Here is a 22,506-nt window from a genome sequence, read left to right on the forward strand (position 1 = left end):
CGGTCCGGCGCCCGTGCGCGCCAGGGGCGGAATAAGTCCCTCCATGATCAGTTTTGGCCCGTTGCGGGCTCACACCCCCACTCCCGTGGCCGCTACGTTCACCCCCTGACCGAACACACACGACCAGGGGGAAAGGGCAACGATGCGCCCCACAAGACCCGTCAGCCGCATAGGCAGAACGCTCATGGCCTGTGCTGCCTCGGCCGCTGTAACCACCGTCGGCCTTGCCGCCTCACCGGCCTCGGCCGCACCCGCGAAGTCCGCCGCCGCCACGCAGGTCAAGCCCGGCGACACCTGCACGACGGCCGACCTCGGCACACGCCACCCGTACATCAAGACGACCGAAGTCACCCCGGAGATCACCCACTTCAAGGGCTGGTACGTCACTGAGGGCTCAACCGGCTACCAGAACGTCACCACCAGCACCCAGACCACCATCTCGGTCTCCGTCGGCCTCAACGGCAACGTCCAGGGCAGCTTCGCCGTCGAGACCCTCGGCACCGTCGGCGCGAGCCTGGGCCTGAACGTACAGGTCAACTACTCCTCCACCAGCAGCGTGTCGAATTCGGTCACGTGGAACTTCAACCGGCCCGGCTACTACGGCGTCTACAAGGGCACCAAGAAGGTCACCGGTACGTACGCAAGCCTCAACTGCAACCGCGCCCAACAGGGCGACGGCAGTTGGGCGTTGAGGTGGATCGAGGGGGCCGGCAGCGGCAGCTTCACCACCTACACCGCCCTCGAGGAAGGCGCGGTGCGCTGCCAGGACAAGGTGCCCGCCAACAGCATCATGGCCAAGGCACAAGTCCTCCTCGACTGCGGCTCGGCCGCCGCGAAGGCCGAGCACCCGGCGGGTGCGGTGGCCCCGACGGCGAAGCAGACGCAGGACCGCCTCGTGCAGCGCCCGGCTCCCACCAGCGGCACGTCCGCCGAACAGCCCAAGGCCACCGGGCGAAGCGCGCAGGCCGCGCTCAACTGCCAACCCGGCGCCTACAGGATCGACGTTCCCGGCAAGCCCCTGAACTGGAGCGCACCGCTCCTGGCCAACGACGGCATCCGCCTGCGGGTATCTACAATCTTCAGCGCCCACCTGGACAACTGGTTCCTGTGCAACGTGACGGAGAACAACGGGGTCCTCGAGGCGTCCCTGAAGAACTGGGGCAACGGTGGATGCGCGACCATCCCGGCGAGCATCGCCAACCAGGAGCAGGCCTACCTGACGACGGCCAACTGCGGGGAGGACGACCTCCAGCGGTTCTACATCTACCGCGACGTACCCGGCAGCTCGAAGATCGGTGTACAGAACAAGTACACCGGCTCCATGATGGGCCACGACCGGTACGCGGACGGGGAGTTGATCCGCCAGTACTCCAGCGGCAGGCAGGACGGTACGGGTACGTACACCCTGACCGGCGTCTGACGACCCTCACCCCGTGAGCGGCCCCGCACGTGAACCCCCGACCTCCCGGTTTCGTGCGGGGCCCTCCGCTTCCCTAATCCGACCCCGGCCTTGGGGACCAGGAATCCTTGACCTGTACGCTTTCCAGCCCTAACCGCGCGCTTCAAGCCGTCACCGGAGGGACGCGGCGGAAGACCGAGGCGCTCGCACAGCGTCGGCAAGTCCTGGTGACGGTAGCGCTGGCACAGCGTGAGGAGCACGCCATCGATCAGGCTCCGCAACCGCGGCAGGTCCAGCCTACGAGCACTCCGCCGACCAGCAGCAAAAGACCTGTCGCGATGGCGAGTGCCTGCTGCTCATCACGCTGCATGGTGCACCTTCAGTGATCGTGAGAGGCACATGAGGGTAGCGATCGAGATGAGATCAGCCGCGGGATTTTCGGGCCGTGGAGGCCGGTCTGCTGCACCACTGTTACGCAGCACGTGGTCGGCTCGAAGTGACATCAGCTTCCTCTTTCCGCAGAGGCGCGGACCGGCTGAAGTCCTGCGCTGCGCGGACTGAGCCGAACGAGGCACACCGGTGTGACTGAGCACGCCAGCCCTGGCCGTCGCGAAAGCTGGCCGGCACCGCTGCGGTCCTGAAGCAGGAGGGTTCCTGCCGCAGGCGGCAGCGCTCTTACTTCCGTTTCCGTGCCCGCTTCGGCTTCCGCTCAACGATCACCGTCTGAGGCGCGGCAGGCGCCTCGTCCTCAGAAGCCGGCTCAAAGCGTCCCGGGGTGCTCCTGCGCATCGCCTCGACGTACGGCGGAAGCTCGAAGGCCCGCTGGTTTCGATCGATCGGGATCTCTCCGAGGTGCCCCGAGGCGTCCCGGGCCCCGCGGGCGCCACCTCGCCGGGTGAGCACCTCGAGCGTGCCGTGGATGCGGTCGACCCAGTCACCGCGGTCCAGCCTGGGGTGCCAGCGCTCCTCCTCTCGCTTGGGGTCCCAGGGCGGGAAACCAAAGGCGTACGACCAGGGAACGGCTGCCGACAGGTACCTCTGTACGCGGAATCTGGCGGCGGCGGGCGTGGCGAGGTCGCTGTCGCTGAGCTTCTTGACGTCGAGGGTAGAGATGATGGCGCAGCCGTAGTGGCGAGGCTCGGCGTGCTTGCAGTCCTTGTACGAACTCAGCCCTGGGCAGGCGTTCCACCGGGCCGGCGGCGCCCAGTACGTTCCTTCCTCGAAGGTGCCCTCGGGCCAGCCGTTGTAAAAGACGTGAAACGCGTAGCGGGCCTGATCAGGGTTACAGCCCTTGAGCAACGTGTCGTACTGGAACGCGTCTTCGCCTGCTCCATGGTGCTTCAGCATCCGGTAGGTGTTGTCCTCGTAGACGCGCTTGGCCTGGATGCGAAGGCAGATCCACCCCGCCTGGTCGTCTCCGATCCACCACTCCCAGTCAGCGCCCGAATCCCGCTCTTGCACCTGGCTGCTCTGGTAAGTCAGCAGTCCAGGGACTTGGTTCTGGAGCGTGAAGAGCAGGTTGTCCGTGACAGACGCCTCATCGAACCTGCGCCCGGGAAGACGCCCGAACTCGATGCGTCCCCAGGTGTCTACCGCTGCCGTATCCATGGCCGTGCACAGGTCACGGAGACTCTCTATCGCCACAGTCGCACTCTTTCATGCTGGAGCGATCATCGCGGGCGTTGCGTGAGTCGGGCGGCGCGGTGGGCCCGGTGGGCCCGGTGGGCCCGGTGGGCCCGGTGGGCCCGGTGGGCCCGGTGTGGAGCATGAACCGCCGTCCGCGAGCCGCGCCTTCGCATGCTGTGTGCGCCTGCCGGCGGGCCGCGGCACGGGGATCCATCCGACTGCGACGCAAACTCGACGACAAGCAGAAACGGGCGCCGCACGCGGTGCTGCCCCGGGACATTGCCTTCCGGGGCCGGCGCGACCCGGGGGCGGTGCGGCGGCCGGACGCGCCGTGGGGCGGACCCGGGCCGGCGATCGGGTGGTCGTGCGGGTGGGAGTGGGGGAAGACATGCGTTTTCTGGAGTGCGAACGCGCCACTGTGGCGAAGCTGCTGCCGGGGTTGGACGAGAGCCTGCGGGCGATGCCCCTCAGGGAGCTGGAGAACCCGAGCGGCCCCGGCATCGAGCTCTTCCGCGACAGCGGCGGCCCCGGGCTGCTGGTGCCCGCCGCCCGTCGGGGGCGGGGAGCGACCGCACTGGAGGCCCTGCGGGTGCAGCGCGCACTGGGCGGCAGGGCGCCGTCGCTGGCCGCGGCCACCGCCCTGCACCACTTCTCGGTGGCCGTGCTGCTCGCTCAGGCCGCTACTGAGGAAGGCCTGTGGTGGATGCTGGCCGAGGAGATGGCCGTCGACAACCGCCTCGTGGCGTTCGGCTTCGCCGAGGAACGCGCCGACGCCGGAATCCTCGCCCCTGCGACGACCGCGACGGTGGAGCCCGACGGGCTGCGGGTCGGCGGGGTAACCTGCCCGCGCGGTCTGGCCCGGTCGATGGACCTGCTCGCCACCGGCGTCATGGTCCCGCGCCTGGACGGCGAGCCGGGCGAGGAACCGGCGGTGGCGCTGGTGTCGGCGGAAAGCGAGAGCCTGAGCATCGACGGGGCGGGGACGGACGGCGAGCGGGTCACCCTCCACGACGTCCTGGTGCCGCCGGAGCTGTTGGTGACGACCCCGGCCCCCGACGGGCAACCGGACCCGCTGACCGCGGGCTTCGCCTGGTTCCAGCTGCTGACCACGGGCGGCTGTCTTGGAGCCGCCGACGCCATGGTCGAGCGGGTGCTGCGCGACGACCGGGTGCCCGAGTCCGAACGGGTCGGGCTGCTGGTGGAGGTCGAGGGTGCGATGTCGGCCGCGCAGGGCGTCGCCCGCCGCATCGACGACGGCGACACGGACGAATCCACACTCGCCCACGCGCTGTACGTCCGATACAGCGTGCAGGACACCCTCTCGCGGGTCGTCCCGCGCGCGGTCGAACTCCTCGGCGACCTCGACTCCACGACCTCCGACGAGGTCAGCCGGCTCGCCGGCTGCGCCAACGGACTGGCCCTGCATCCGCCGGCACGGGACACGATGACCGGTGCGCTGGTGGCCTACCTGATCGACGGGCCGCTCACCATCGCCTGATCCCCGGCGTCCCGCCCCGGACCACGACCCGACGGTCCCACCGGTACGGCGGACTCCTGCCGTGACACAGCGCAGCCGCGTCGCGCCCTCGGCCGAGGACTCCGCACCCTCGTCATCACCTCCGCCCCCGAACCGTCCGTCGCCGAGAAGACAACGGATCTCTCCGCCGGTGCCGCACCGGGAGTCGAGGAACACGCCGATGCCACGGCGAAGGCGGCCTGCCGTCTCGCCGAGGCCGCGCACCCTACCGGCTGGGGCGCCGTCGGCTTGGGCACGGCCGACAGCACGACGACCGGAGGGATGACCGCCGTTCACACGCCAGTTCGAGGCCCACTTCATCGCCGACTCGTCACCCAGCGGCGTGGGTGCGCTGATGACGGCGACGGGAGGCGTACGTGTCACGCCCGGATCGGACCGTGCCAGCCCGGGGGGGGCTGACCCTGCGATACCACACCCCCTCTGGGCGCGTCGCCGCCCAGAGGTTCGATGAAACCGGCCTCCGGGTATGCGGCTCAGCCGGATACCGGTCGTTCGTCGTTGTTTGCTGACCAGCTCGTAGAGGTCAGCAGGCAGAGCGGGTTCGTGCCCGCGGCGTCGGGTTCACCTGAGGGAGGGGGAATCGGAGCGTGTGGGGGAAGTGTGTGGGCGGGGCACGGAGCCGGGCCGGGCGAGGTGGTGCTGCAGGCGGGCGTGACGAAACTGGTAGACGGCACCGACTTGGCGCAGGATTCCCAGACGATGGGCGTGGGCGAGGAACCCCTGGAGCCGCCAAGGGAGCCGACCCTGCAGGGCCAGGACGGTCCTCGTCAGTGTGTAGTGGGGCCAGGCGTGGGCGACTGCGGCGAGTGTCAGCCCAAAGGGGCCGACGACAGGCAGGGCGAAGAGCAGCTGGAACCGTACTTCTCCCCATCCAGGTGGCGGGTATGTGACGAGGAGGATGAGGGAGGCCAGGGTGACGAGGATCGCGCTTGTCACGCCGTTGGCCAGCGTGACGAACCGGTCGGCCCGCATTGATGACCGGGCGGTGGTGACGTCGTGGAAGTTCGCGGAGTGCCTCGTCCACTGCAGGACAGCCTGTCCTGTTCCAAGTACGGCGCCGAACGCGAGGCCGTACTGCCAGGCCCTCCACGTCAGGATCTCGTGGCTGTGAGGGGTGAAATTCAGGGCAGAGAGGTTCAGGGCCGCGCCGCCGAGCACGGCGCCGCTGAGAACGGTTGCGGCGGCTCGCGGCAGCCGGCGGCGCCAGTTGCGCAGGCTGAGGTTTCCACGGCTGGGCATGCGCGGCGGCACGGGCAGGCCAGAGCCGAACATCACCATCAGGGACAGGAACCCCAAGGCACCTGCGAGGGTTCCGACCGAACCGGCAAATCCGTCTATCCCTCGGTCGTGGCGCACGGCATAGAAAGTGCCACCTGCTGTGGCGGCGACCAGTCCGCCGCATGCAGCGGTGAAGCCGGCCGCAGCGATCGGCCGGGCTGTGAGGGTGGTGCGGGACGCCATCCAGGCCCCGGCACCCTGCAGACAGACCAGCGCCACAACTCCTGCCAGTAGCACGATCGGCAGATTGATCTCGGGAGACAGGACATCTAGCGGGCTCAGCGCCGCGGCGGCGAGGGCCCACACCATGGCGCGGGTCCAGGGTTGGGCCAGGGCCGGAGTCCAGCGGTAAAGCTGCCACCATGCGAGGTCGTGGATACCGTGACGGTCCAGCATTGTGGCGAGGTACGTCAGGTAATCGCGAGCGCGCGCCGGATCGGGGCCGCGTGCGGTCGGGTCCTGGCGGTGGGCGCGGGCGTACAGGGCCGGGACCAGAGAGTCCAGCAGGTGGTGCTCGACGGCTGCCGCGGTCGGGAAGCGGCGGGAGTCGGTGAGCTCGGCCGGGTCTGCGGGAGCGTCAGCGTAGACGGCTCTGGCCAGGGCGACCATCAACGGACTGGCCAGGGCCTGAGCGGTCGGACCCTGCGGGTGGCAGGCCAGGTGCTCGGCCAGTGCACCAAGTCGTGCCTGGCGGACTCCTGGCGGGGTGGCCATGCGCAGCAGGGCCAAGGCATCGGTCGCGCGGACAGGGGCAGGTTCGATGACCGCCGCGCCGGCCAGCACGCCGGCTTGGGCCACGGCGGTGGTGTAGTCCGCGGTGCGACAGGTGAGCACCAAAGGGGTATGGGCGTCGAGGGTGTCGTTGAGGGCAGCCAGCACCCTCGCGTGGGCGGGCGGGGGCAGCTCGTCCAGACCGTCCAGGACCGGCAGCACCCGGTGCTCGTCGAGCAGGACTTCGATCACGCTGGGGCCGAAGACCTCCACGTCGGCCAGCGCCGGTTAGTCTGCGGCGATCCGGCGGGCAAGCCAGCTCCGCACGCTGTCCCGGTCCGGGTCGAAGGAAGCCAGCGAGCACACCACTGGCACAAGATCATCCGCGTCGCGGTCACGCAGCAGGGCGAGCGTGAGCAAGACGGCGAGGGTGGTCTTGCCAGACCCGGCCGGCCCCACGGCGACCAGGCGACGGCGCGGCAGCCTGCGAAAGGCGGCTGCCAACTCGTCTGCTGCGTCTGCCCGACAGGAGACGGGATCACCGATCAACTGCCGGTGATCGGACACTCCGGGAAGCGGACAGTCCGCCCACACCACCGGCAGCGGCGCCGGATCGAACAGCTGCCGCAACACCGCCTCGGCTTCCCACTGCCGTCGCACCGACCGAGCCAGCACCCGGACCGCATCCGTCACCTGCCCCGCGCTGGAACACCTGCCTGTGCCAGGGCGCCAGACCCACACCGCCAGTACGCCGAAGAGCCCGATGACAGCGGACACCACCGAACCGGCATTGGCAGCCGCGCCGGACCCCAGCAATGCCCAGACCATCCCCAGCCCGACGGTCAAGGCACCACACAACGCCCACGTCACGGTCCACCGACGCCGCATTCTCAACCCCCGAGCCCGCCGCAGCCGAGTACTGCCCCCGATACCAGGTCAACGAGCAGCACAACAGCAGGTCACAGCGCCGAAAGAGGCCAGAGCCTGTGCCCTTGCAAGGGCCAGCACAATGAGGTGGATCGCTCCTGGTTGCCGTGTCCAGCAAGGCGTCGAGCGTTCGATCCGGTGGGGGGTGTCGCCGTGGATCGTGTCGGATGAGCTGTGGGATCGCCTGGAGCCGCCGCAGCGCGAGCGGCGTCTTCGCTATCCGGGCCGCAGGCTGTTGCCTGACCGGGAGGTGCTGTGCGGGATCCTGTATGTGTTGCACACCGGTATCCAGTGGGAGTACCGGCCGAAGGGGCTCGGTTTCGGCTCGGGCATGACGTGCTGGCGCCGACTGCGGGGTTGGGCCCGTCGCCGGCCGGCCGGGGCCGGGCCGGGCCGGCTCGAAACACCACCTCATCACCGACGGGCACGGCACCCCACTCGCGGTCCTGCTGACCGGCGGCAATCGCAATGACGTCACCCAGTTCCTGCCACTGCCCGACGCGGACCCCGCCGGTCCGCGGACGCGTCGGCCGTCCCCGCCGCAAGCCCCACTCACTTCGCCGACCGCGGCTACGACCACGACATCTACCGCATCTACCGCGACCAGGTCCACGCCCGCGGCATCGCGCCGGCCGTCGCCCGCCGCGGCACCTGGCACGGGACTGGCCCGGGGCACCTACCGGTGGGTAATTGAGCGGACGTTTGCATGACTGCACGGCTTCCGGCGCCTGCGGGTCCGCTGGGAACGACGGACTGACATCCACGAAGCGTTCCTCAAACTCGCCTGCTGCCTCATCACCCACCAGCAACTGAAGTCATCGTGTCAGCCGTTGTCAGGCCGTGTCCTACATGGTGAGTTTGTGGGTTCGTTTGTAGCAGCAGATCGCCGCGGCGAGGCCGAGGAAGGCCAGGTAGTTGAACCGCGGCCTCAACGCGCTGCCGGACGCCACCACGAGGAAGAGAAGACGGCGGACATGGTGCAGATCCACCGGGCAAGCTTGATGCTGAAGCCATCACGAATCTCATCGGTTAGATCGAGGCGTAGTACAGAGGCGAGGTCGCGGATGACATCGGCGCAGGGCCGGGAGCCGAAGCTACGGAACACGAGCATCGGCCGGAGTCGGAGAGCCGGCTGGTCAGCAGCTCCAGCGTCGGCGTCCGGGTGGGCTTCGAAGTCCCGCCCCGCCGGAATCCGGATGTCGGCTCCCGGCGCCGTTTACCTCAGGCACTCGCGACGAGCAGGTCTTTTCAGGCGAATGATGGGTGTATCACTCACTTTCCTGCGGACGCCGCCCGATAACTGAGGTCAAAAGCCCCAGAGACTCCACTCCAAAAACCTCGGGAGACGTGATGGCCCATCCAGCCGACAGTTCCGCCCCGGATTTCGTTCCTCAGGCCGCCGAACCTGTCCGGGAACACCTGGCCACCTCCACCGGACTGGCCGAGTTCCTCGCCGACGCCGGCACCCTGACGCTGGCCGAGCGCCAGCTCATTGTCGACCAGGCGAAGCTCATGCTGGACCAGAACTACGTCCACCTGCCGCTCAAAACGGCGATGCACGCCGTCAACCCGGTGCAGCGTCTACGGGTTCTGCGCCGCCGACTGGAGCGCCAGACCGAAACGACGAAACCTCCGGAGTGGATGTTCCACGCCGAGATGTCGGAGATCTTCCACTCGGTCAGGGACCTCCACACCAATTATCTGCTCCCCGCCCCCTACGCTCGCAAGGTCGCCTACCTGCCGTTCCTCGTCGAGCGGTACGAAGATGAGCGGGGCGAGCATTTCATGGTCACCCATGTGGCCCAGGGATTCTCCGCTCCGGGCTTCGAGCCCGGCATCGAGATTACCCACTGGAGCGGCATCCCCATCGCCAAGGCCGTTGATCTCAACGCCGCCCGTTTCGCGGGCAGTAACACCGCCGCCCGCCGCAGCCGTGGTATTCAGTCGCTGACCGTGCGGCCGCTCGTCATGCATCTTCCCCCGTTCGAAGAGTGGGTGACCGTCAGCTACACCGACAACAGCAGCACCAAGCGCGAGCTGCGGGAGACCTGGCGGATCGTGGAGAACCTCCCGCGCTTCGTCACGGCGCAGGCGCCGATGGGCACCGCGTTGGCCGAGGGCTTGGATCTCGACATGGACGAAGCCAACCGTGCCAAGGTGATGCTGTTCGCGCCGCAGGTCGTCGCCCGGGCGAAAGCTCTCGAAGCAGACGAGGCCGCCCCCGAGGTACGCGCCGGCGAGATCTCCACCTCGATGCCCGCTGTGTTCCGGGCACAGGAGGTACGGACTTCCTCCGGCACCTTCGGCTACATCCGGATCTTCACTTTCCTCAAGCGCGACGTGGAAGGGTTCGTCAGTGAGTTCATCCGCCTGCTCGGCCTGATGCCGGACCGCGGACTGATCCTGGATGTCCGGGACAACGGCGGTGGCATCATCTTCAACGCCGAGTTCATCCTGCAGACGCTCACCCCGCGCCGCATCACCCCCGAGCCGTCGCAGTTCATCAATACGCCGCTCAACCTGCAAATCTGCCGCAAGCACCAGGATGAGCTGGGCGCCTGGATGCCCTCCATGGAACAGGCCGTCGAGACCGGCACCACCTTCTCGAGCGCCGTCCCCATCACACCCGAGGAGGGAGCCAACGCGATCGGCCAGCAGTACTTCGGCCCGGTTGTCCTCATCACCAACGCTCGCTGCTACTCGGCCACCGACATCTTCGCCGCCGGCTTCCAGGACCACCAGATCGGCCCCGTCCTCGGCACCGACGAGAACACCGGTGCCGGCGGCGCCAACGTCTGGGAACACGAGCGCCTCGTAGGACTCCTCGTGGACGACCCCGAAACCCCGTACGTGCGACTGCCGAAGGAAGCCGGCATGCGGGTGTCGATCCGCCGCACCCTGCGGGTCGGCGCCAACTCCGGCACACCGGTGGAGGACCTCGGCATCACCCCAGAGGTGCTCCACCGGATGACCCGCCGGGACCTGCTCGAGGGCAACGCCGACCTCTTCGAGCGCGCTGGACAGATCCTCAAGAGCCTGACGCCACACCCCGTGTCCATCACAGACGCGACCACAGCCGACGGGTCTCTGCAACTCAAGATCAAAACCACCAACATCGACCGGCTGGACGTCTACGTCGACCAGCGCCCACGCGCCTCCGTCGACCTCACCGACGGCCAGACCGACATCACCATCCCCAACGCCGCCACCGCTCGCTCCGCCCGCGTGGAGGGTTTCGCCGGCAGCCGGCTCGTTGCCAGCAAAACCGCGCAACTCAACTAGGAGCTGGCCGGGCTGCTGGGAGAACAGTGGGGGTCTCGGTGGCGACGCGGGTGTTCTCGGATGACGGGCCGGCCCGGCTGCGGGGCTTCCCAAAGATCAGCAAGGAAGAGCTGATCCGTTTCTTCAGCTCACCCCGGCGGACCTGGGGTTCATCGATCCCGGCCGCGGCCGTAGCGCGAAGGACCGGCTCGGCCTGGCAGTCCAGCTGTGCACGCCGCCCGCACCGACGGCCGCGGCCGCGTGTTCCTCGAAGACGTCATCTACTGCCCGGCATGCCTGCTGCCGACGGCGCCATCGACGCCGACGAAGCACCATCGGCATCTATCACGCGCGAGAACTCCGAGGTACCCGGCCTCACCCAGCCTGGACACGGCGGCGACCAGCAGCGGTCGGCGGCAGAGGACGAAGCCACGGAGCGGCGGCGACCAGGAGCACGGCGGGTGGCCGACGGTGCCGTACGGCAGCACGAGGGCTCTCAACTACATTGAAAAGCCGGGTGATTCGCTTCATCATGCACGTGCTGGACTGCTACGGTGCCCCACGTCGTCGGCGGCTGTCAGGCGACAGCCCCGCCACGGCATGCGTGTCCCAGTTCTCCCCCTCATCCTCCGCCCTTGCCTCGGAGCGTTGATGCCTTTATCAGGCGGCCTGTCTCAGTCCCGAAGCGCCGCAGCATCGTGCTTATCGATCCCCACCGCCGCGGGCCTTCGCCGGTCACGGTGCGGGACGGCGCAGTTCCGGACGCCCGGACCCCGCGGCGGTGGCCGGTTCATCTCTCCTCCCGCCACGCCCCGGCGGCCGGTTGATCGTGCCACGCCGCACCTGGTGCCTGCCGTACAGCCAGCTCCGTGGCCGACTGGGGGTATCCGCTGATGGTGAGCTACCACCCGGCCGGCCGTGACACCGCTCTCTACGCGGCCGTGCAGGGCGTGAAGGCGGGACACTGGATGCAGATGCGGCAGGTGCCGACCCAGGCGGCACGTGGCGGGAGCGGATCGCTCGCACGCAGGTGCTGGGCGTAGTGGCTGCCCGGCGCAATGTGGTCGAGCTGTGGTTGCAGGAGGAGCCGCGGAGCGCCGCTGCCCAGGTGATGTACGCCAGGGTGACCACCGAGCGGGCACCGGATGCCCATCGCAGCGCAGAGTCGGTGGATGACCCGCGGCGGGTTCAGCAGCTGGATGAGCCGGTGGACAGGGCCCGACAGGCATGCCGCAGGGCGGATGAGCTGAGCCCCGGGGACCCGGTGGCCCCGATCTGTTTGCCGGCCCTGGCCGCCGGCAGGCTCCGCCGTGCCGCGCTGACGGCCCAGCAGCCCAGCAGCCCCCTTCCCCTGCCCCCTTTCCCATTCGGCTCTTTCATGTGCGGAGAATCCCGATGCGTACATCAGCACATGCACGATGGAAGCGGTCCGAGCCTCAGGACGACGACGAGCGCATACTCAAGGAGCTCGGCTACACCCAGCAACTGCACCGGCGCATGGGCGCTTTCGGTAACTTCTCCGCTTCCCTGTCGGTCATCTCCATCATGTCCGGGACGCTGCTGCTTTTCGGCTACGGCCTGAACAGCGGTGGACCCGCGGTGGTGGTGTGGGGGTGGCTCGCCGTGGGGCCGCTGGTGCTGTGCCTGGCCGCGGCGCTGGCCGAGATCACCTCCCGCTACCCCACCAGCGGCGGCCTGTATTACATGGCCCGCCAGCTCGGCGGTGAGCGGTGGAGCTGGTACACCGGCTGGCTCAATCTCCTGGGGCTGCTCGGTGGGATCGCGGCACAGGACTACGGCATCGCGACCTTCACCGCTGCCTGGGCGAACCTGCAGTTCGACTACGAGCCGACGCCAAAATCCCTGCTGGTCATGTACGCGGTCATCCTCGCGCTGCACGCGGTCATGAATCTCTTCGGCACCCGGCTGATGAACGTCCTGACGTCCCTGAGCGCGTGGTGGCACCTGGCCGGGGCCGTCGTCATCATCGGCGCCCTGACTCTCCTCCCCTCCCACCACCAGCCGGCCGGCTTCGTATTCTCCGAGTTCACCAACAACACCGGCTGGTCGAGCCCCGTGTACGTGATCCTGCTGGGCATGCTGCTGCCGTGCTTCGCCCTGGCCGGCTACGACACCTCGGCCCACCTGAGCGAGGAGACCAGTGGGGCTTCCGTGGCCGCGGCGCGCGGGATCGTCCGCTCGGTGGCGGTGTCCTGGATCGCCGGTGGTGTCCTGTTGGGCGCCTTGCTGTTCGCCGTCCAGGACTACGCCGCGACGCTGGGCAGCGAGACCGGGGTGCCGGTGGCGCAGATCTTCCTGGACGCTCTGGGCGTGGCGATGGCGAAGGCGTTGCTGCTGGTGATCATCGTTGCGCAGTTCCTGTGCGGCTACACCGTCACTGCTTCCGCCAGCCGCATGATCTACGCCTTCGCCCGGGACGGCGCCCTGCCCGGCTCGGCGCGCTGGCAGAAGGTCAGCCGTCGTACGGCCGTCCCGGCCAACGCTGTCTGGCTCGCGGTCGGTGTCGCCTTCGTGCTGGCCCTGCCGTCCCAGTATTCCGCCACGGCGTTCTCGGCGGTGACCGCGATTTCCGTCGTGGGTTTCACCCCGGCCTACGCCATCCCGGTGCTGCTGCGACTGCGCCACCGGGACCGGTTCACCCCCGGTCCCTGGCACCTGGGCCGCTGGAGCCGGCCGATCGGCTGGGTGGCGGTGCTCTGGGCAGCCGGGGTAACGGTGCTGTTCCTGCTGCCGCAGTCCAGCCCGGTCACGGCCACGAGCTTCAACTACACGCCCGTCGCCCTGCTGGTGGCCCTCGTCATGGCCGCCCTGTGGTGGCACTTCGGACGCCGTTCCTACGGTGTGCCCAGCGCCGGCACGGCGAACGCCCACGACCAGACCGAAGAGGCCGAAAACATCATCTGATGACATCAGAACCGCATGTCGCCAGTAGAGTCCCCACTGCCGCAGAGGCGCCAGCGGCACCCCATCCCTGCTCAGGGTCCTCTCCCAGCACAACGAGTGATGGAGGCATGGTGACCGCTTCCGCGGAGTCCATCGAATCGGTACAGCAGCTCACCACGGTCTGGCGGACCATGGTGCTCGACCGCGACGCGGACGCGGACGTGCGCGAGCTTCCGGGCATCACTGTCCGCTGGGCCGACAGCCGGTTCGGGTTCTGGAACTGCATCGTCTTGACCGAGACGGAAGTAGGAGCAGAACTCCTCAGGCACCGTCTGAGCCAGGCCGCGGCCATCATGCGGACAAAGAAGCACCCGGGCCTCGTGTGGCTCTTCGAAGACCTCCTCGACGACGAGGCCCGCTCCGCCCTGGAAACGACGGCCGAGCAGGCCGGCCTCCAGTACGCCTTCCCCGGTACGGGCATGGCCGGCGACCTGCTCCCCATCCCCGAGCCGGACCACCCCGACCTGACGTTCGCCCGCGTGCGCACCGACGAGCAGTTGCAGGCCTACGCCGACCTCCAATCGCGAGCGTACGGCTTCCCCTTGGAGGAGGGCCGCGACGGCCTGGTGGGATCCACGCTCTGGAAGAATGAGGTGTACGCCTACCTGGCCATGCGAGGCGACGAACCGGTGGCGTGCGCCGCCACGGTCGAAGCACAAGGCCGCCTGTTCGTCGCATTCGTCGCCACGGACCCGCAGTGGCAGCGCAAGGGCTACGGCGAGGCGGTCACCCGCAAGGCGCTGTACGAAGGCGCGCGGGCCACCGGACTGACCCGCGCCACGCTGCACGCCACCGCTGCCGGAGCCCCCGTATACCCGCGCATCGGGTTCAAGCCGAACACACGAATCCACTTCTACAGCCTCAAAAGCTGATCCGGTGAGGCGGATCCCGTCAGACCAGCACGCGGCGCAGCATCGCGACGAGGTCATCGTCCCGGCCCTGGCCTTCCAGGCCACCGCCACGTCCCTGTTCCGCCTCGGCGCCCACCCCGTCCTCGCCGAGGTGGACAACCGCGGCCAGCTCGATCTCGACTATCGCGTCCACTACTCGCTCGCCACGAAGCTGGTCAACGAGCTGGTCGAGGCTGCCGACGAGAAGCAGCTGAACAAGACGATCGCCCGCTACGGCCGCGTCTATCTCCTCTGCATCGACGAGCGATCATCGAGACCGGCACCAACTCCTACCACCTCGCAAGCACCCGAGCACGAGCCGAAGACCCCACCACGGCCAGCTGACGCTTGCGGGTTCCGTCTCGACGGCCCGCCGCCCCCACGGGCGGCGGGCCGTCCCATACATGCTGCCGGTCCTCCTCGCGGCTCCAGCCGAGTCTCAGGCCAACTGTCGCAGCCACGAGTCGAGAACCGCATAGTCGCTGTCAGTCAGGCCATGGCGGGGATCGACACGATGAAGCAGGGCCTGCCCCTGGTGGTGGGCAGCTACCCAGGCCCGATCGACATCTGTGACCTCGTCGTCGACCCAGGCGAATGGACGCCCTGCCGCCCATTCGACAAGCGCGCGGGTCTTCCAGTGCAGTCCGTTCCGCTCATCCTGGTCATCGATGTCGGACGGGTCCGGCCAGACCACCACTGCCAGCTGAGGCAGACCGATGCGGGGCGCGATGCACTCGTTCGCGTCCGCCATCCATGTCGTTGCCCAAACCACCTCGCACGGGAGCGTCGCCAGCCGGGGCCCGTGCTCGGGATTGATCCTGGTCAGGAGCGGATTCGCGTCAGCACCAGGCACTTCAGGGCTCGTCGCGTAGGTCGGATGCGGCTGGGACACCGCGCCGAATGGGATGAGTGGCCCATCGACATCGAGAAACAACAAGGAACGCTGCACAGAGCCAGTCACGGAAGCACGATAGCGACAGATCCAGACGGGGGACCGCACCGGAGACCGCCGCCTCGATGACCAAAGCCTGCAACCGGCAGTGCCTCACGGGCGCTGGCCCGGCACGCGGCCCTGGGCGGTGCCGAGAAACGAACAGGGGGCTGCATGAAAGCCCGGGCAATCATCGCGTACACCATGGTGGCCGTCACGCTGGTCACGCTGACCGCTTGGCATGGCGGGGTGGCGGTTACCACGGTCCGGGCCTCATGGTCGACCCAGCTGTCACCCGACGCTCGGTTCCAGGCACCCGGCCACCCGCAACACGTTCTCTTGACGCTCGTCGGCGATCACCGCATGTACCGCATCGACAAGTCCGGCCAGCAGGTCCTCAAACATCTCCGCCGGCAAGGACCCATGCAGCGCGCTGAGCAGGTGGCCGGCCAGCGCAATACTCGGATGCGGGATGCCCTGGAACTGCCCCTGCCGCCCACCGTAGAGGTGCGACACCAGAGTGTTCGGGAGCGTGGATGGCAACCCCGCTCCATCCGCTCCACCTCCCGGTCAGCGGTCCAGACAACGTCCTCGAATGGCTGTGACGTTGTTCAGCGGCCCGGGGACGACGACGGTCGTTCGTCCAGGGCGGTGCAGATGTCGTCGACCAGTCGTTCGGCCATTCTGGGTGCTTTCGGCCGGAGCAGGTTCACCAACCGGCGCCGTCCCGCCTTGCGGATCTGGGCCGGGGACCCGGAGCATTCCAGTAGGGCCAGGGCAGCCGGGTGCTACTGGCCACGCCCTCCAGCACGAGCAGCGGCACGGGGCGGGCGGACCGCTGCCAGGGCGGCGCGGGGATCAGGGCGGGCACGCCGCGCCCGAAGGTACGGCGGCGGGTGGCCGCGCGCCCGGCCCATGGGACCCGAGCCGAACCGTCCCGCAGCTTCCGTGACGCGTTGACGGAGGTGGCAGCGGGATCGGTCAGCCCGGTTCAGGGGGCAACGGGTGAACCAGCACGAGTGCCGTGAGCCTGGTCGGGCATACCGCTATGTCGGCTATGCCGCAAGCCAGTTCTACGTCTCATTCGTCGTTGAGTCGTGAAGGCTGGCCGGGCGGGGCAAGGCCGCGAGTCGGTGGAACGCGGCGGCGATTTCGTGTCTCCAGGGCCACGTGGAGGAGATTCGCAGGTGGAGTCGGCGGCCGCCGCGGGTGAGGGCGGCGACGTGCAGCAGCCGGTAACACCGTTTCCTGGGCCCGGCGTCGGCCAGCTCGCCGACCAGTAGCAGGACGCGGGTCCAGGCGAGGAGGCCGATCGCTGCCAGGCTGAGTTCGAGCCAGGCCGTGTTGATGCGAAGTGGCGGGAGGGTAAGCGGCCGAACCCGGCGTCCTTGCCGCACCGGATGTGGTCTTCGACGGTGGCGTGTCCGCGGTGCCGGACCTCCAGGAACTGGGCGGAGCCCTCACTGGAGTAGGGGGTGCCGGCCCCGCCACCGGGCAGGACCGGACCATGCTCCGCAGCGAATCCCATGACCGTCAGCATTTCGGAAGGACGGCCTGCTTTCCGCTTCTCCCGAACAGGAAGTCGTAGACATCCCGCAGGTATCCGTAAAGGGCCTCATCGGTCCCGAACTCGATCGCCGTGACAGATTGGCGCTCGCCCACTTCAGTCCTCATCGCTCTCCGGGTAGTCCGGCGGCTCCAGGGCGTCGCCGAAGAAGTAGTCGTACGACGCCTGAAGGAACGCGTACATCTCGTCCTCGGTCGGGAAGCGGATCACGCCCTCCGTGATGATGTCCCAGTCCGTCAGCGACATCTCGCGGTTGCGGATCACCTCGGCGAACCCGTCGCGCTGAGCCTTACGGGTCGCCGTGAAGATGCCCGGCGCACTGAGGCTGTGCACCAGGTTCGCCTTGAGAACCTCGGGCTCATTGATATACGAGGGACCGAATGCGCTGCTGATGAAGTCTTGAGTATTTTCGTCCATGTAGCTTTCCTAAGGCTGTCGTCCGGCCCTGGGGTCGGGGTACATCGCATGCAGTCCGCCGGCACTTTCGTTGAATTCAGCGATAATGCGTCCTTTGCGGAAATCCACGAGAAGATGGTTGACGGTTCCGTCCTCATTCTTGGGGTTCGCGGGATCGACGTAATATCCCTCGAATTTATCCGAATGGTCGCCGGGGCCGAATATCTCCTCGATAGTGGCGTTGACTTTTGGTTTTCCGGTCTGCTCCGCCTTTTGGCGCAGGTACTGCTCGGCTTTGACGTAGTCTTCGGCATTATCGAACTTGGTCGCGTAATCCCCGCAACCGTGAGGCCTGGTTCCACCATTCGCCTTGACGTCGTTGAAGCGGCCGGTCTCCGGGTTCACGTGGCGCTTGGTCTCGACATGGCCGTTGCCCTTGAATTTCACGTTGCCGTTGTCGTCGGCCTTCGGCTCGCCCTTTCGGGCCTTCAGAGCCTCGGTACTCGGGTGCAGGTGCCGTTGCGGACCGTGGCCTTGGCTTTCAAACTCTGCGATCTTGGCATCTGTCTCGGCCTTGCGTTCAGTATCGTCCTCGTCGTCGCCTCCCTCCGTGGCCTCCGACTCCTCAGCTGTTTCCTGTGAGTCCTCCGCAGCCGCCGGCTCCGGAGCGTCGTCCGTCTGCTCGGCGCCCGCGTCGTGCGCATCTACGGGGCCTGATTCGGAATCTGCGTCCGCCGCGTTCACGGATTCCGGCGCGTCGGCCTGCTCAGCCTCCGGCTCCGGAATGTCGGCTTCTTCTGCGTCCGCCGGTTCCGGGGCGTCGTCTCCCTGGTCGGCATCCGCCTCGCGCGCGGCTGCCGGGCCGGTTTCGGAGTCTGCGTCCTCAGCAGTCGCCGGTTCCGGAGCCTCATCGTCCCCACTGCTCGGCTTCCGGCTCCGGAGTGTAACTTTCCTCGGGCGCGCTGTCGGTTTCCGCTACGGCCTCGGCTCCGGGGCGTCGATGTCGGCCTGTCCGGCTTCCGGTTCCGGGGTGCCGGTCTTCTCCGACGCGCTGTCCGCTTCCTGTGCAGCCGCCGGCTCCGGAGCGTCGTCCGCCTGCTCAGCGCCCGTATCGCGCACACCCGTGGGTTCCGGCGCTTCCGCCGGGCCCGTACCGGAGTCCGCATCCGCCGCCTTCGCCGGCTCCGGGGCATCGACGGGCTCGGACGGCGGGGCTTCCTGGGGTGGCGGGGGCTGCTCGGGCTGACGGTCACTCATGATCAACATTCTGGCATTGCCACATCAAAACACTGAAGGTGTGCGGGATGCGCTGACATGAGCCCGCATCACAGAATCAATCACCAGTTGTGGGATGGAACACCGGGAGAATGCGGCCTCCACGCCTCCCTGTCACTGGCGTCGTGATGGAGGAAGCTGGATGGATTAGCCTGCCGAGGCGGTGTCCGGCATACCGATGGGGTGGTGCGGATGGTGCGCGTGGTGGTCCTGGGGGAGTTTCGTGCGGACCGCGTGGTTGCGCCGCTCAGGCGCGGCGGTGCGGAGGTCACCGTGCTGGGGTTTGCCGACCTCGCCCCGTTCCTCGGCCCCGGGGTGGCGTGCGCCGAGCTGCCCTCCGCCTTGGACGGGCATGCGTTGCTGCGGTTGCTTCACGCCTGCCGGGCCGATGTCGCTCTGCCCAACCTGGGGTGCCACGGGCAGGAACAGTTCCTGCCCGTTTACGCGCGCGCCGCGTCCCGGGTGCGGGAGGCGGGCTGTCGTATGCCCGTGCACGCGGAGGAGTTCGCGCTGCTGGCCAGCGACAAGGTGGCGCTGCATCGTCTGGCGGAGGAGCGGGGATGGCCCGTGCCCCGGGGCGTGGTGTGCGAAGAACCCGGGGCGGTGAAGGCCGCGGTGGAGGAGCTCGGCTTCCCCGTCCTGGTCAAGGAAGCCCGCAGCGAGTTCGGCTCGGGGCGCCACTATGTGCAGGACGGGGTGGGTCTCGGCAGGGCGGGCGCCGAGGTGACGTATCCGGTGCTGGTCCAGGAGGCCGTCGCAGGGGAGGAGTACGCGGTCGAGCTCCTGTCCGGTTCATCCTCCACGGTGGCGTGGCCGGTGGCTTCCCTGGGCCGTCTCGGCAGCGACTGCGACCCGGGCCGACGGGTGAGGGTCGCCCCCGCGGCACTGCCAGCCGACGCGCGAGGGGAACTGGCCGCAACGATCGCCGACATGACGGACGCCTTCGGACCGTTGGGGCCTTGGCAGATCGACTTCGCTGTCACGGACGACGGCCGGCTGAAGGTGATCGAAGTGAACGGGCGGCTCAGCGGCGTGTCCAACATGAGCTGGGCGAGTACGGGCTGTGATCCGCACGAGGCGTACGCACAGGCCGCGCTCGGCCAAACCCCTCGCAGGCCCAGGGCCGGCCTGGTCGCGCTCGAGCTGCCGGTACCCAACGGCGCGGCGCTGCCACCCGCACCAGGCGGGACGGAACTGCTGTGCTTTCCGGGCAGTCCGCTCAACCCGGCGCCCTGCGTCCGTGGGTTCCACCGGCCGGTGCTCAAGGTCCCCGAACGCCTCGGGGACACGGCGCGTGCCTGGCTGCGGGCCCTGCCTGACGGCACACTGCTCGACGGCGCCGCCGACGAGGCGGTCTCCCAGTTGGACCGGGGCCTGCAGGCTCTCCGGCAGGGCCGTGGGGTGTCAGGGTGACCATGCCGTGCGGGCTCACGCCAGGAGCGTGGTGATGAGCTTGCGTACCCTGCCTTCCTCGACTCGCCGGACCCCGTGGACCAGCTGGATGCCGTAGACGACGGTCGTTCCGGGTGGCGGGGTGCACGTCCAACGGGTGTGCGCGGTGTCGGCCAGTTTCACCGGGCCGGTGCGGGCAGTGATCTCGTGGACGAACCGCGTCCCGGGCGCGTAGTCGCTGCCCGTCGCGGTGACGTCGCTCCACAGGGCGTCGGCGGAGCAGGTGTCGAGGTAGAACTCACCGCCACGCCGGGCGTCCTGGAGATCGAAGCCGACCCGGGCGATCCGCTGCGGCCGGGCCTGCGGGTCGCCCACGCCGTGCACGTGCGGACGGATCTCGTCACCGGGTTTGAGGTCGTGGTACAGCCACGGTTCGATGCCCGTGGCGGAGGGGAAGGCCCGGCGGATGGCGGGCAGGGCACGCTGCAGGCCGGCGTCCATGATGGCCTGCGCCGCCTCGGGCGGGGTGAGTCCCTCGCTGGGACGCGCGGGAACCCAGCCGGTGACCGCGAGATGCTCGTCCAGCACCTTGGTGAGCTCGGCGGTCTCGTCGGGCGTGAGGAACCCTTCAACAGTCTGCACGGCCAGGGTCTCGGTCATGTGGATCACCAGCGGACTCCTCCCACACCTTCCCGTCCGGACCTCCGACATTCCAGTACGGGACCGCGGCGCCGCCTAGCCCAGGCCCGGCCATTCCGGGGAACACACCTTCCGGGAGGGTGCCTTGACGGGAAACGGTCCGCACCGAAAGGTGGGGGCGTGACGTCCCCCGGCTCACACATGGACACCGGCGTGCTCCTCGTGGGCGCCGGCCCGACAGGGCTGCTGCTGGCGTGCGAGCTGGCCCTGGCGGGCGTGCGGACCGTGGTGATCGACAAGCGCCCGAAGCCGCACCGGGAGTCACGGGCGCTCAACCTCCACCCCCGCAGCATCGAGCTGATGGACATGCGCGGCCTGGCCGGCCGCTTCCTGGCCGCGGGCCGTACGGTGCCGGGCTGGCAGTTCGCCGTCAGCCTCAAGAGGCCGCTCGACTTCACCGCGCTCGACACCCGGCACCCCTATGCCCTGCTGCTCGCGCAGGCCCGGACCGAGGCGCTGCTGGCCCAAAGGTCCCGTGAGCTGGGTGTGGAGATCCGTCGCGGGCACGAGGCCGTCGCCCTCCGGCAGTACGCCGAGGGCGTCGAGACCGACGTGTACGGCCCGGACGGATGCGTGACGATCCGTTCCGCGTATGTGGTGGGCTGCGACGGCGGGCGCAGCCTGGTCCGGCAGGCGGCCGGGATCGGCTTCCCGGGGACGCGGGAGTCGATGACCGCGGTGGTCGGGGACTTCGCCGTCGCCGACCACGCGCACAATGAGCAGGCCCGGCGGCACGGCGTGCTCGTCGCCCGCCTGGAGGCCGGGCTGACGCGGTACGTGGTCATGGACCCGCAGCGGATCCGGGTGCCCTCCACCGAACCGGTGACGCTGGAGGAGTTCCGCACCTCGCTGATGCGGGTCTGCGGAAGCGACTGCGGCATCGGCGAGCCGCGCTGGCTGTCACGCTTCGGCAACACCACCCGCCTCGCCGCCGCCTACCGCAGGGGCCGCGTCCTGCTGGCCGGCGACGCCGCACACATCCATTTCCCCGTCGGCGCCCAGGGACTGAACACCGGGCTGCAGGACGCCATGAACCTCGGCTGGAAGCTCGCCGCCACCGTTCGAGGCTGGGCACCCCCCGGCCTGCTGGACACCTACCACGCCGAGCGCCACCCGGTCGGACACGCCGTCACCACCGCCACCCGCGCCCAGACCCTGCTGGTGGAACTCCCCCTCACCGAACAGTACGCGGGCCCCGCAAGGCACCTGTGCGAACTTCTTGACACGCTCCTGGACATGGAGGACGTCAACCGGCACCTGGCCGGCCGCATCTCCGCCCTTGACACCACCTATCCCCCCACCACCCCGGACGCCGACCCGCTCACCGGCCGACGCATGCCCGACCTCGGCCTCACCACGGCGGCAGGGCCAACCCGGGTCTACGAGCTGCTGCACGACGGCCGCTTCGTCCTGCTCCGCCTCGACGGCGGACAGCACCCGCGTGCTGCCACCGCCCCGGCCTCGTCCGGCCGTGTCCGCGGGGTCAGCGTGCTGGGGCACGGGGACCACCCGGACCTGAAGAACGTAAGCGAAATCCTCATCCGGCCCGACGGCCACATCGCCTGGGCCACCCGCACGACCGAGCCCCGCGTTCTTCACGCCGGCAGGGCCGCCGCATTGACCGCCTGGACCACCTGGACCGGCGCCTGCTGA

Annotated in this window: 18 protein-coding genes and 5 pseudogenes; 11 read left to right on the forward strand and 12 right to left on the reverse strand. The window is 68.8% G+C overall.

Going from position 1 to position 22,506, the window contains the following annotated elements:
* Positions 1 to 184 precede the first annotated feature (184 nt).
* Complete coding sequence (locus IE295_RS28755; RefSeq protein ID WP_372479472.1) at positions 185 to 1,420, forward strand: hypothetical protein; 1,236 nt, start codon at positions 185 to 187, stop codon at positions 1,418 to 1,420.
* Positions 1,421 to 2,074: 654 nt separating this feature from the next.
* On the opposite strand, the gene IE295_RS28760 is transcribed toward IE295_RS28755, so the two are convergent.
* Positions 2,075 to 3,043 carry a DUF6615 family protein gene (locus tag IE295_RS28760; protein ID WP_190066701.1) on the reverse strand — a complete coding sequence of 323 codons (969 nt, stop codon included), beginning with the start codon at positions 3,041 to 3,043 and terminating at the stop codon, positions 2,075 to 2,077.
* 370 nt (positions 3,044 to 3,413) lie between these two features.
* On the opposite strand from IE295_RS28760, the gene IE295_RS28770 reads away from it, so the two are divergent.
* Positions 3,414 to 4,523: an acyl-CoA dehydrogenase family protein gene (locus IE295_RS28770; RefSeq protein WP_190066702.1), complete on the forward strand. Its 1,110-nt coding sequence runs from the start codon at positions 3,414 to 3,416 to the stop codon at positions 4,521 to 4,523.
* 600 nt (positions 4,524 to 5,123) lie between these two features.
* On the opposite strand, the gene IE295_RS28775 is transcribed toward IE295_RS28770, so the two are convergent.
* Together IE295_RS28775 and IE295_RS28780 are read right to left on the reverse strand one after the other, a co-directional pair.
* Positions 5,124 to 6,824: a hypothetical protein gene (locus IE295_RS28775; protein ID WP_190066800.1), complete on the reverse strand. Its 1,701-nt coding sequence runs from the start codon at positions 6,822 to 6,824 to the stop codon at positions 5,124 to 5,126.
* Between the two features lie 15 nt (positions 6,825 to 6,839).
* Positions 6,840 to 7,397, reverse strand: coding sequence for a PhoH family protein (locus IE295_RS28780; RefSeq protein ID WP_190066703.1), 558 nt, complete (start codon positions 7,395 to 7,397; stop codon positions 6,840 to 6,842).
* Positions 7,398 to 7,580: 183 nt separating this feature from the next.
* Between IE295_RS28780 and IE295_RS28785 the strand changes: the two are divergent.
* A pseudogene (locus IE295_RS28785) lies at positions 7,581 to 8,296 on the forward strand (transposase); the annotation flags it as partial.
* 27 nt (positions 8,297 to 8,323) lie between these two features.
* Here IE295_RS28785 and IE295_RS28790 read toward each other — a convergent pair.
* Complete coding sequence (locus IE295_RS28790; protein ID WP_190066801.1) at positions 8,324 to 8,467, reverse strand: hypothetical protein; 144 nt, start codon at positions 8,465 to 8,467, stop codon at positions 8,324 to 8,326.
* A gap of 361 nt (positions 8,468 to 8,828) precedes the next feature.
* Here IE295_RS28790 and IE295_RS28795 point away from each other — a divergent pair, with 361 nt between their 5' ends.
* From IE295_RS28795 to IE295_RS34555, 6 genes and pseudogenes are all read left to right on the forward strand, one after another.
* Positions 8,829 to 10,760 (forward strand): S41 family peptidase, encoded by a 1,932-nt coding sequence (locus IE295_RS28795; protein ID WP_190066704.1) that lies wholly within the window; start codon positions 8,829 to 8,831, stop codon positions 10,758 to 10,760.
* A gap of 848 nt (positions 10,761 to 11,608) precedes the next feature.
* Positions 11,609 to 11,782: a hypothetical protein gene (locus tag IE295_RS28800; RefSeq protein ID WP_190066705.1), complete on the forward strand. Its 174-nt coding sequence runs from the start codon at positions 11,609 to 11,611 to the stop codon at positions 11,780 to 11,782.
* Between the two features lie 352 nt (positions 11,783 to 12,134).
* On the forward strand, positions 12,135 to 13,664 hold the full coding sequence (locus IE295_RS28805) for an amino acid permease (protein WP_190066706.1): 1,530 nt from the start codon (positions 12,135 to 12,137) through the stop codon (positions 13,662 to 13,664).
* Positions 13,665 to 13,774: 110 nt separating this feature from the next.
* Entirely contained in the window at positions 13,775 to 14,575 is an 801-nt protein-coding gene (locus IE295_RS28810) for a GNAT family N-acetyltransferase (protein WP_190066793.1), read from the forward strand.
* A 4-nt stretch (positions 14,576 to 14,579) separates the two neighbouring features.
* Positions 14,580 to 14,672, forward strand: a pseudogene (locus IE295_RS34550) (hypothetical protein); the annotation flags it as partial.
* A 63-nt stretch (positions 14,673 to 14,735) separates the two neighbouring features.
* Positions 14,736 to 14,858, forward strand: a pseudogene (locus IE295_RS34555) (IS21-like element helper ATPase IstB); the annotation flags it as partial.
* A gap of 174 nt (positions 14,859 to 15,032) precedes the next feature.
* Here the strand turns inward: IE295_RS34555 and IE295_RS28820 are convergent.
* The 7 genes and pseudogenes from IE295_RS28820 to IE295_RS28850 form a co-directional block, all read right to left on the reverse strand.
* The gene (locus tag IE295_RS28820) at positions 15,033 to 15,554 is read right to left on the reverse strand and encodes an HAD domain-containing protein (RefSeq protein ID WP_190066707.1); all 522 of its coding nucleotides are present in this window, start codon (positions 15,552 to 15,554) and stop codon (positions 15,033 to 15,035) included.
* A 261-nt stretch (positions 15,555 to 15,815) separates the two neighbouring features.
* On the reverse strand, positions 15,816 to 16,067 hold the full coding sequence (locus IE295_RS28825; protein WP_229923014.1) for a hypothetical protein: 252 nt from the start codon (positions 16,065 to 16,067) through the stop codon (positions 15,816 to 15,818).
* Between the two features lie 75 nt (positions 16,068 to 16,142).
* A pseudogene (locus IE295_RS28830) lies at positions 16,143 to 16,312 on the reverse strand (IS110 family transposase); the annotation flags it as partial.
* 285 nt (positions 16,313 to 16,597) lie between these two features.
* Positions 16,598 to 17,001: pseudogene (locus IE295_RS28835) on the reverse strand (transposase); the annotation flags it as partial.
* 186 nt (positions 17,002 to 17,187) lie between these two features.
* Positions 17,188 to 17,508 (reverse strand): hypothetical protein, encoded by a 321-nt coding sequence (locus IE295_RS28840; RefSeq protein WP_190066709.1) that lies wholly within the window; start codon positions 17,506 to 17,508, stop codon positions 17,188 to 17,190.
* A 9-nt stretch (positions 17,509 to 17,517) separates the two neighbouring features.
* Positions 17,518 to 18,231 carry a hypothetical protein gene (locus tag IE295_RS28845; protein WP_190066710.1) on the reverse strand — a complete coding sequence of 238 codons (714 nt, stop codon included), beginning with the start codon at positions 18,229 to 18,231 and terminating at the stop codon, positions 17,518 to 17,520.
* Between the two features lie 231 nt (positions 18,232 to 18,462).
* Entirely contained in the window at positions 18,463 to 18,744 is a 282-nt protein-coding gene (locus IE295_RS28850) for a hypothetical protein (RefSeq protein WP_190066711.1), read from the reverse strand.
* A 210-nt stretch (positions 18,745 to 18,954) separates the two neighbouring features.
* On the opposite strand from IE295_RS28850, the gene IE295_RS28855 reads away from it, so the two are divergent.
* Positions 18,955 to 20,175: an ATP-grasp domain-containing protein gene (locus IE295_RS28855; RefSeq protein WP_190066712.1), complete on the forward strand. Its 1,221-nt coding sequence runs from the start codon at positions 18,955 to 18,957 to the stop codon at positions 20,173 to 20,175.
* A 15-nt stretch (positions 20,176 to 20,190) separates the two neighbouring features.
* Here IE295_RS28855 and IE295_RS28860 read toward each other — a convergent pair whose 3' ends face one another.
* Positions 20,191 to 20,823, reverse strand: coding sequence for a hypothetical protein (locus tag IE295_RS28860; protein ID WP_190066713.1), 633 nt, complete (start codon positions 20,821 to 20,823; stop codon positions 20,191 to 20,193).
* Between the two features lie 171 nt (positions 20,824 to 20,994).
* Between IE295_RS28860 and IE295_RS28865 the strand changes: the two genes are divergently transcribed.
* Complete coding sequence (locus IE295_RS28865; RefSeq protein WP_190066794.1) at positions 20,995 to 22,506, forward strand: FAD-dependent monooxygenase; 1,512 nt, start codon at positions 20,995 to 20,997, stop codon at positions 22,504 to 22,506.

This window comes from Streptomyces griseocarneus, from assembly GCF_014655595.1.
GTDB lineage: Bacteria > Actinomycetota > Actinomycetes > Streptomycetales > Streptomycetaceae > Streptomyces > Streptomyces griseocarneus.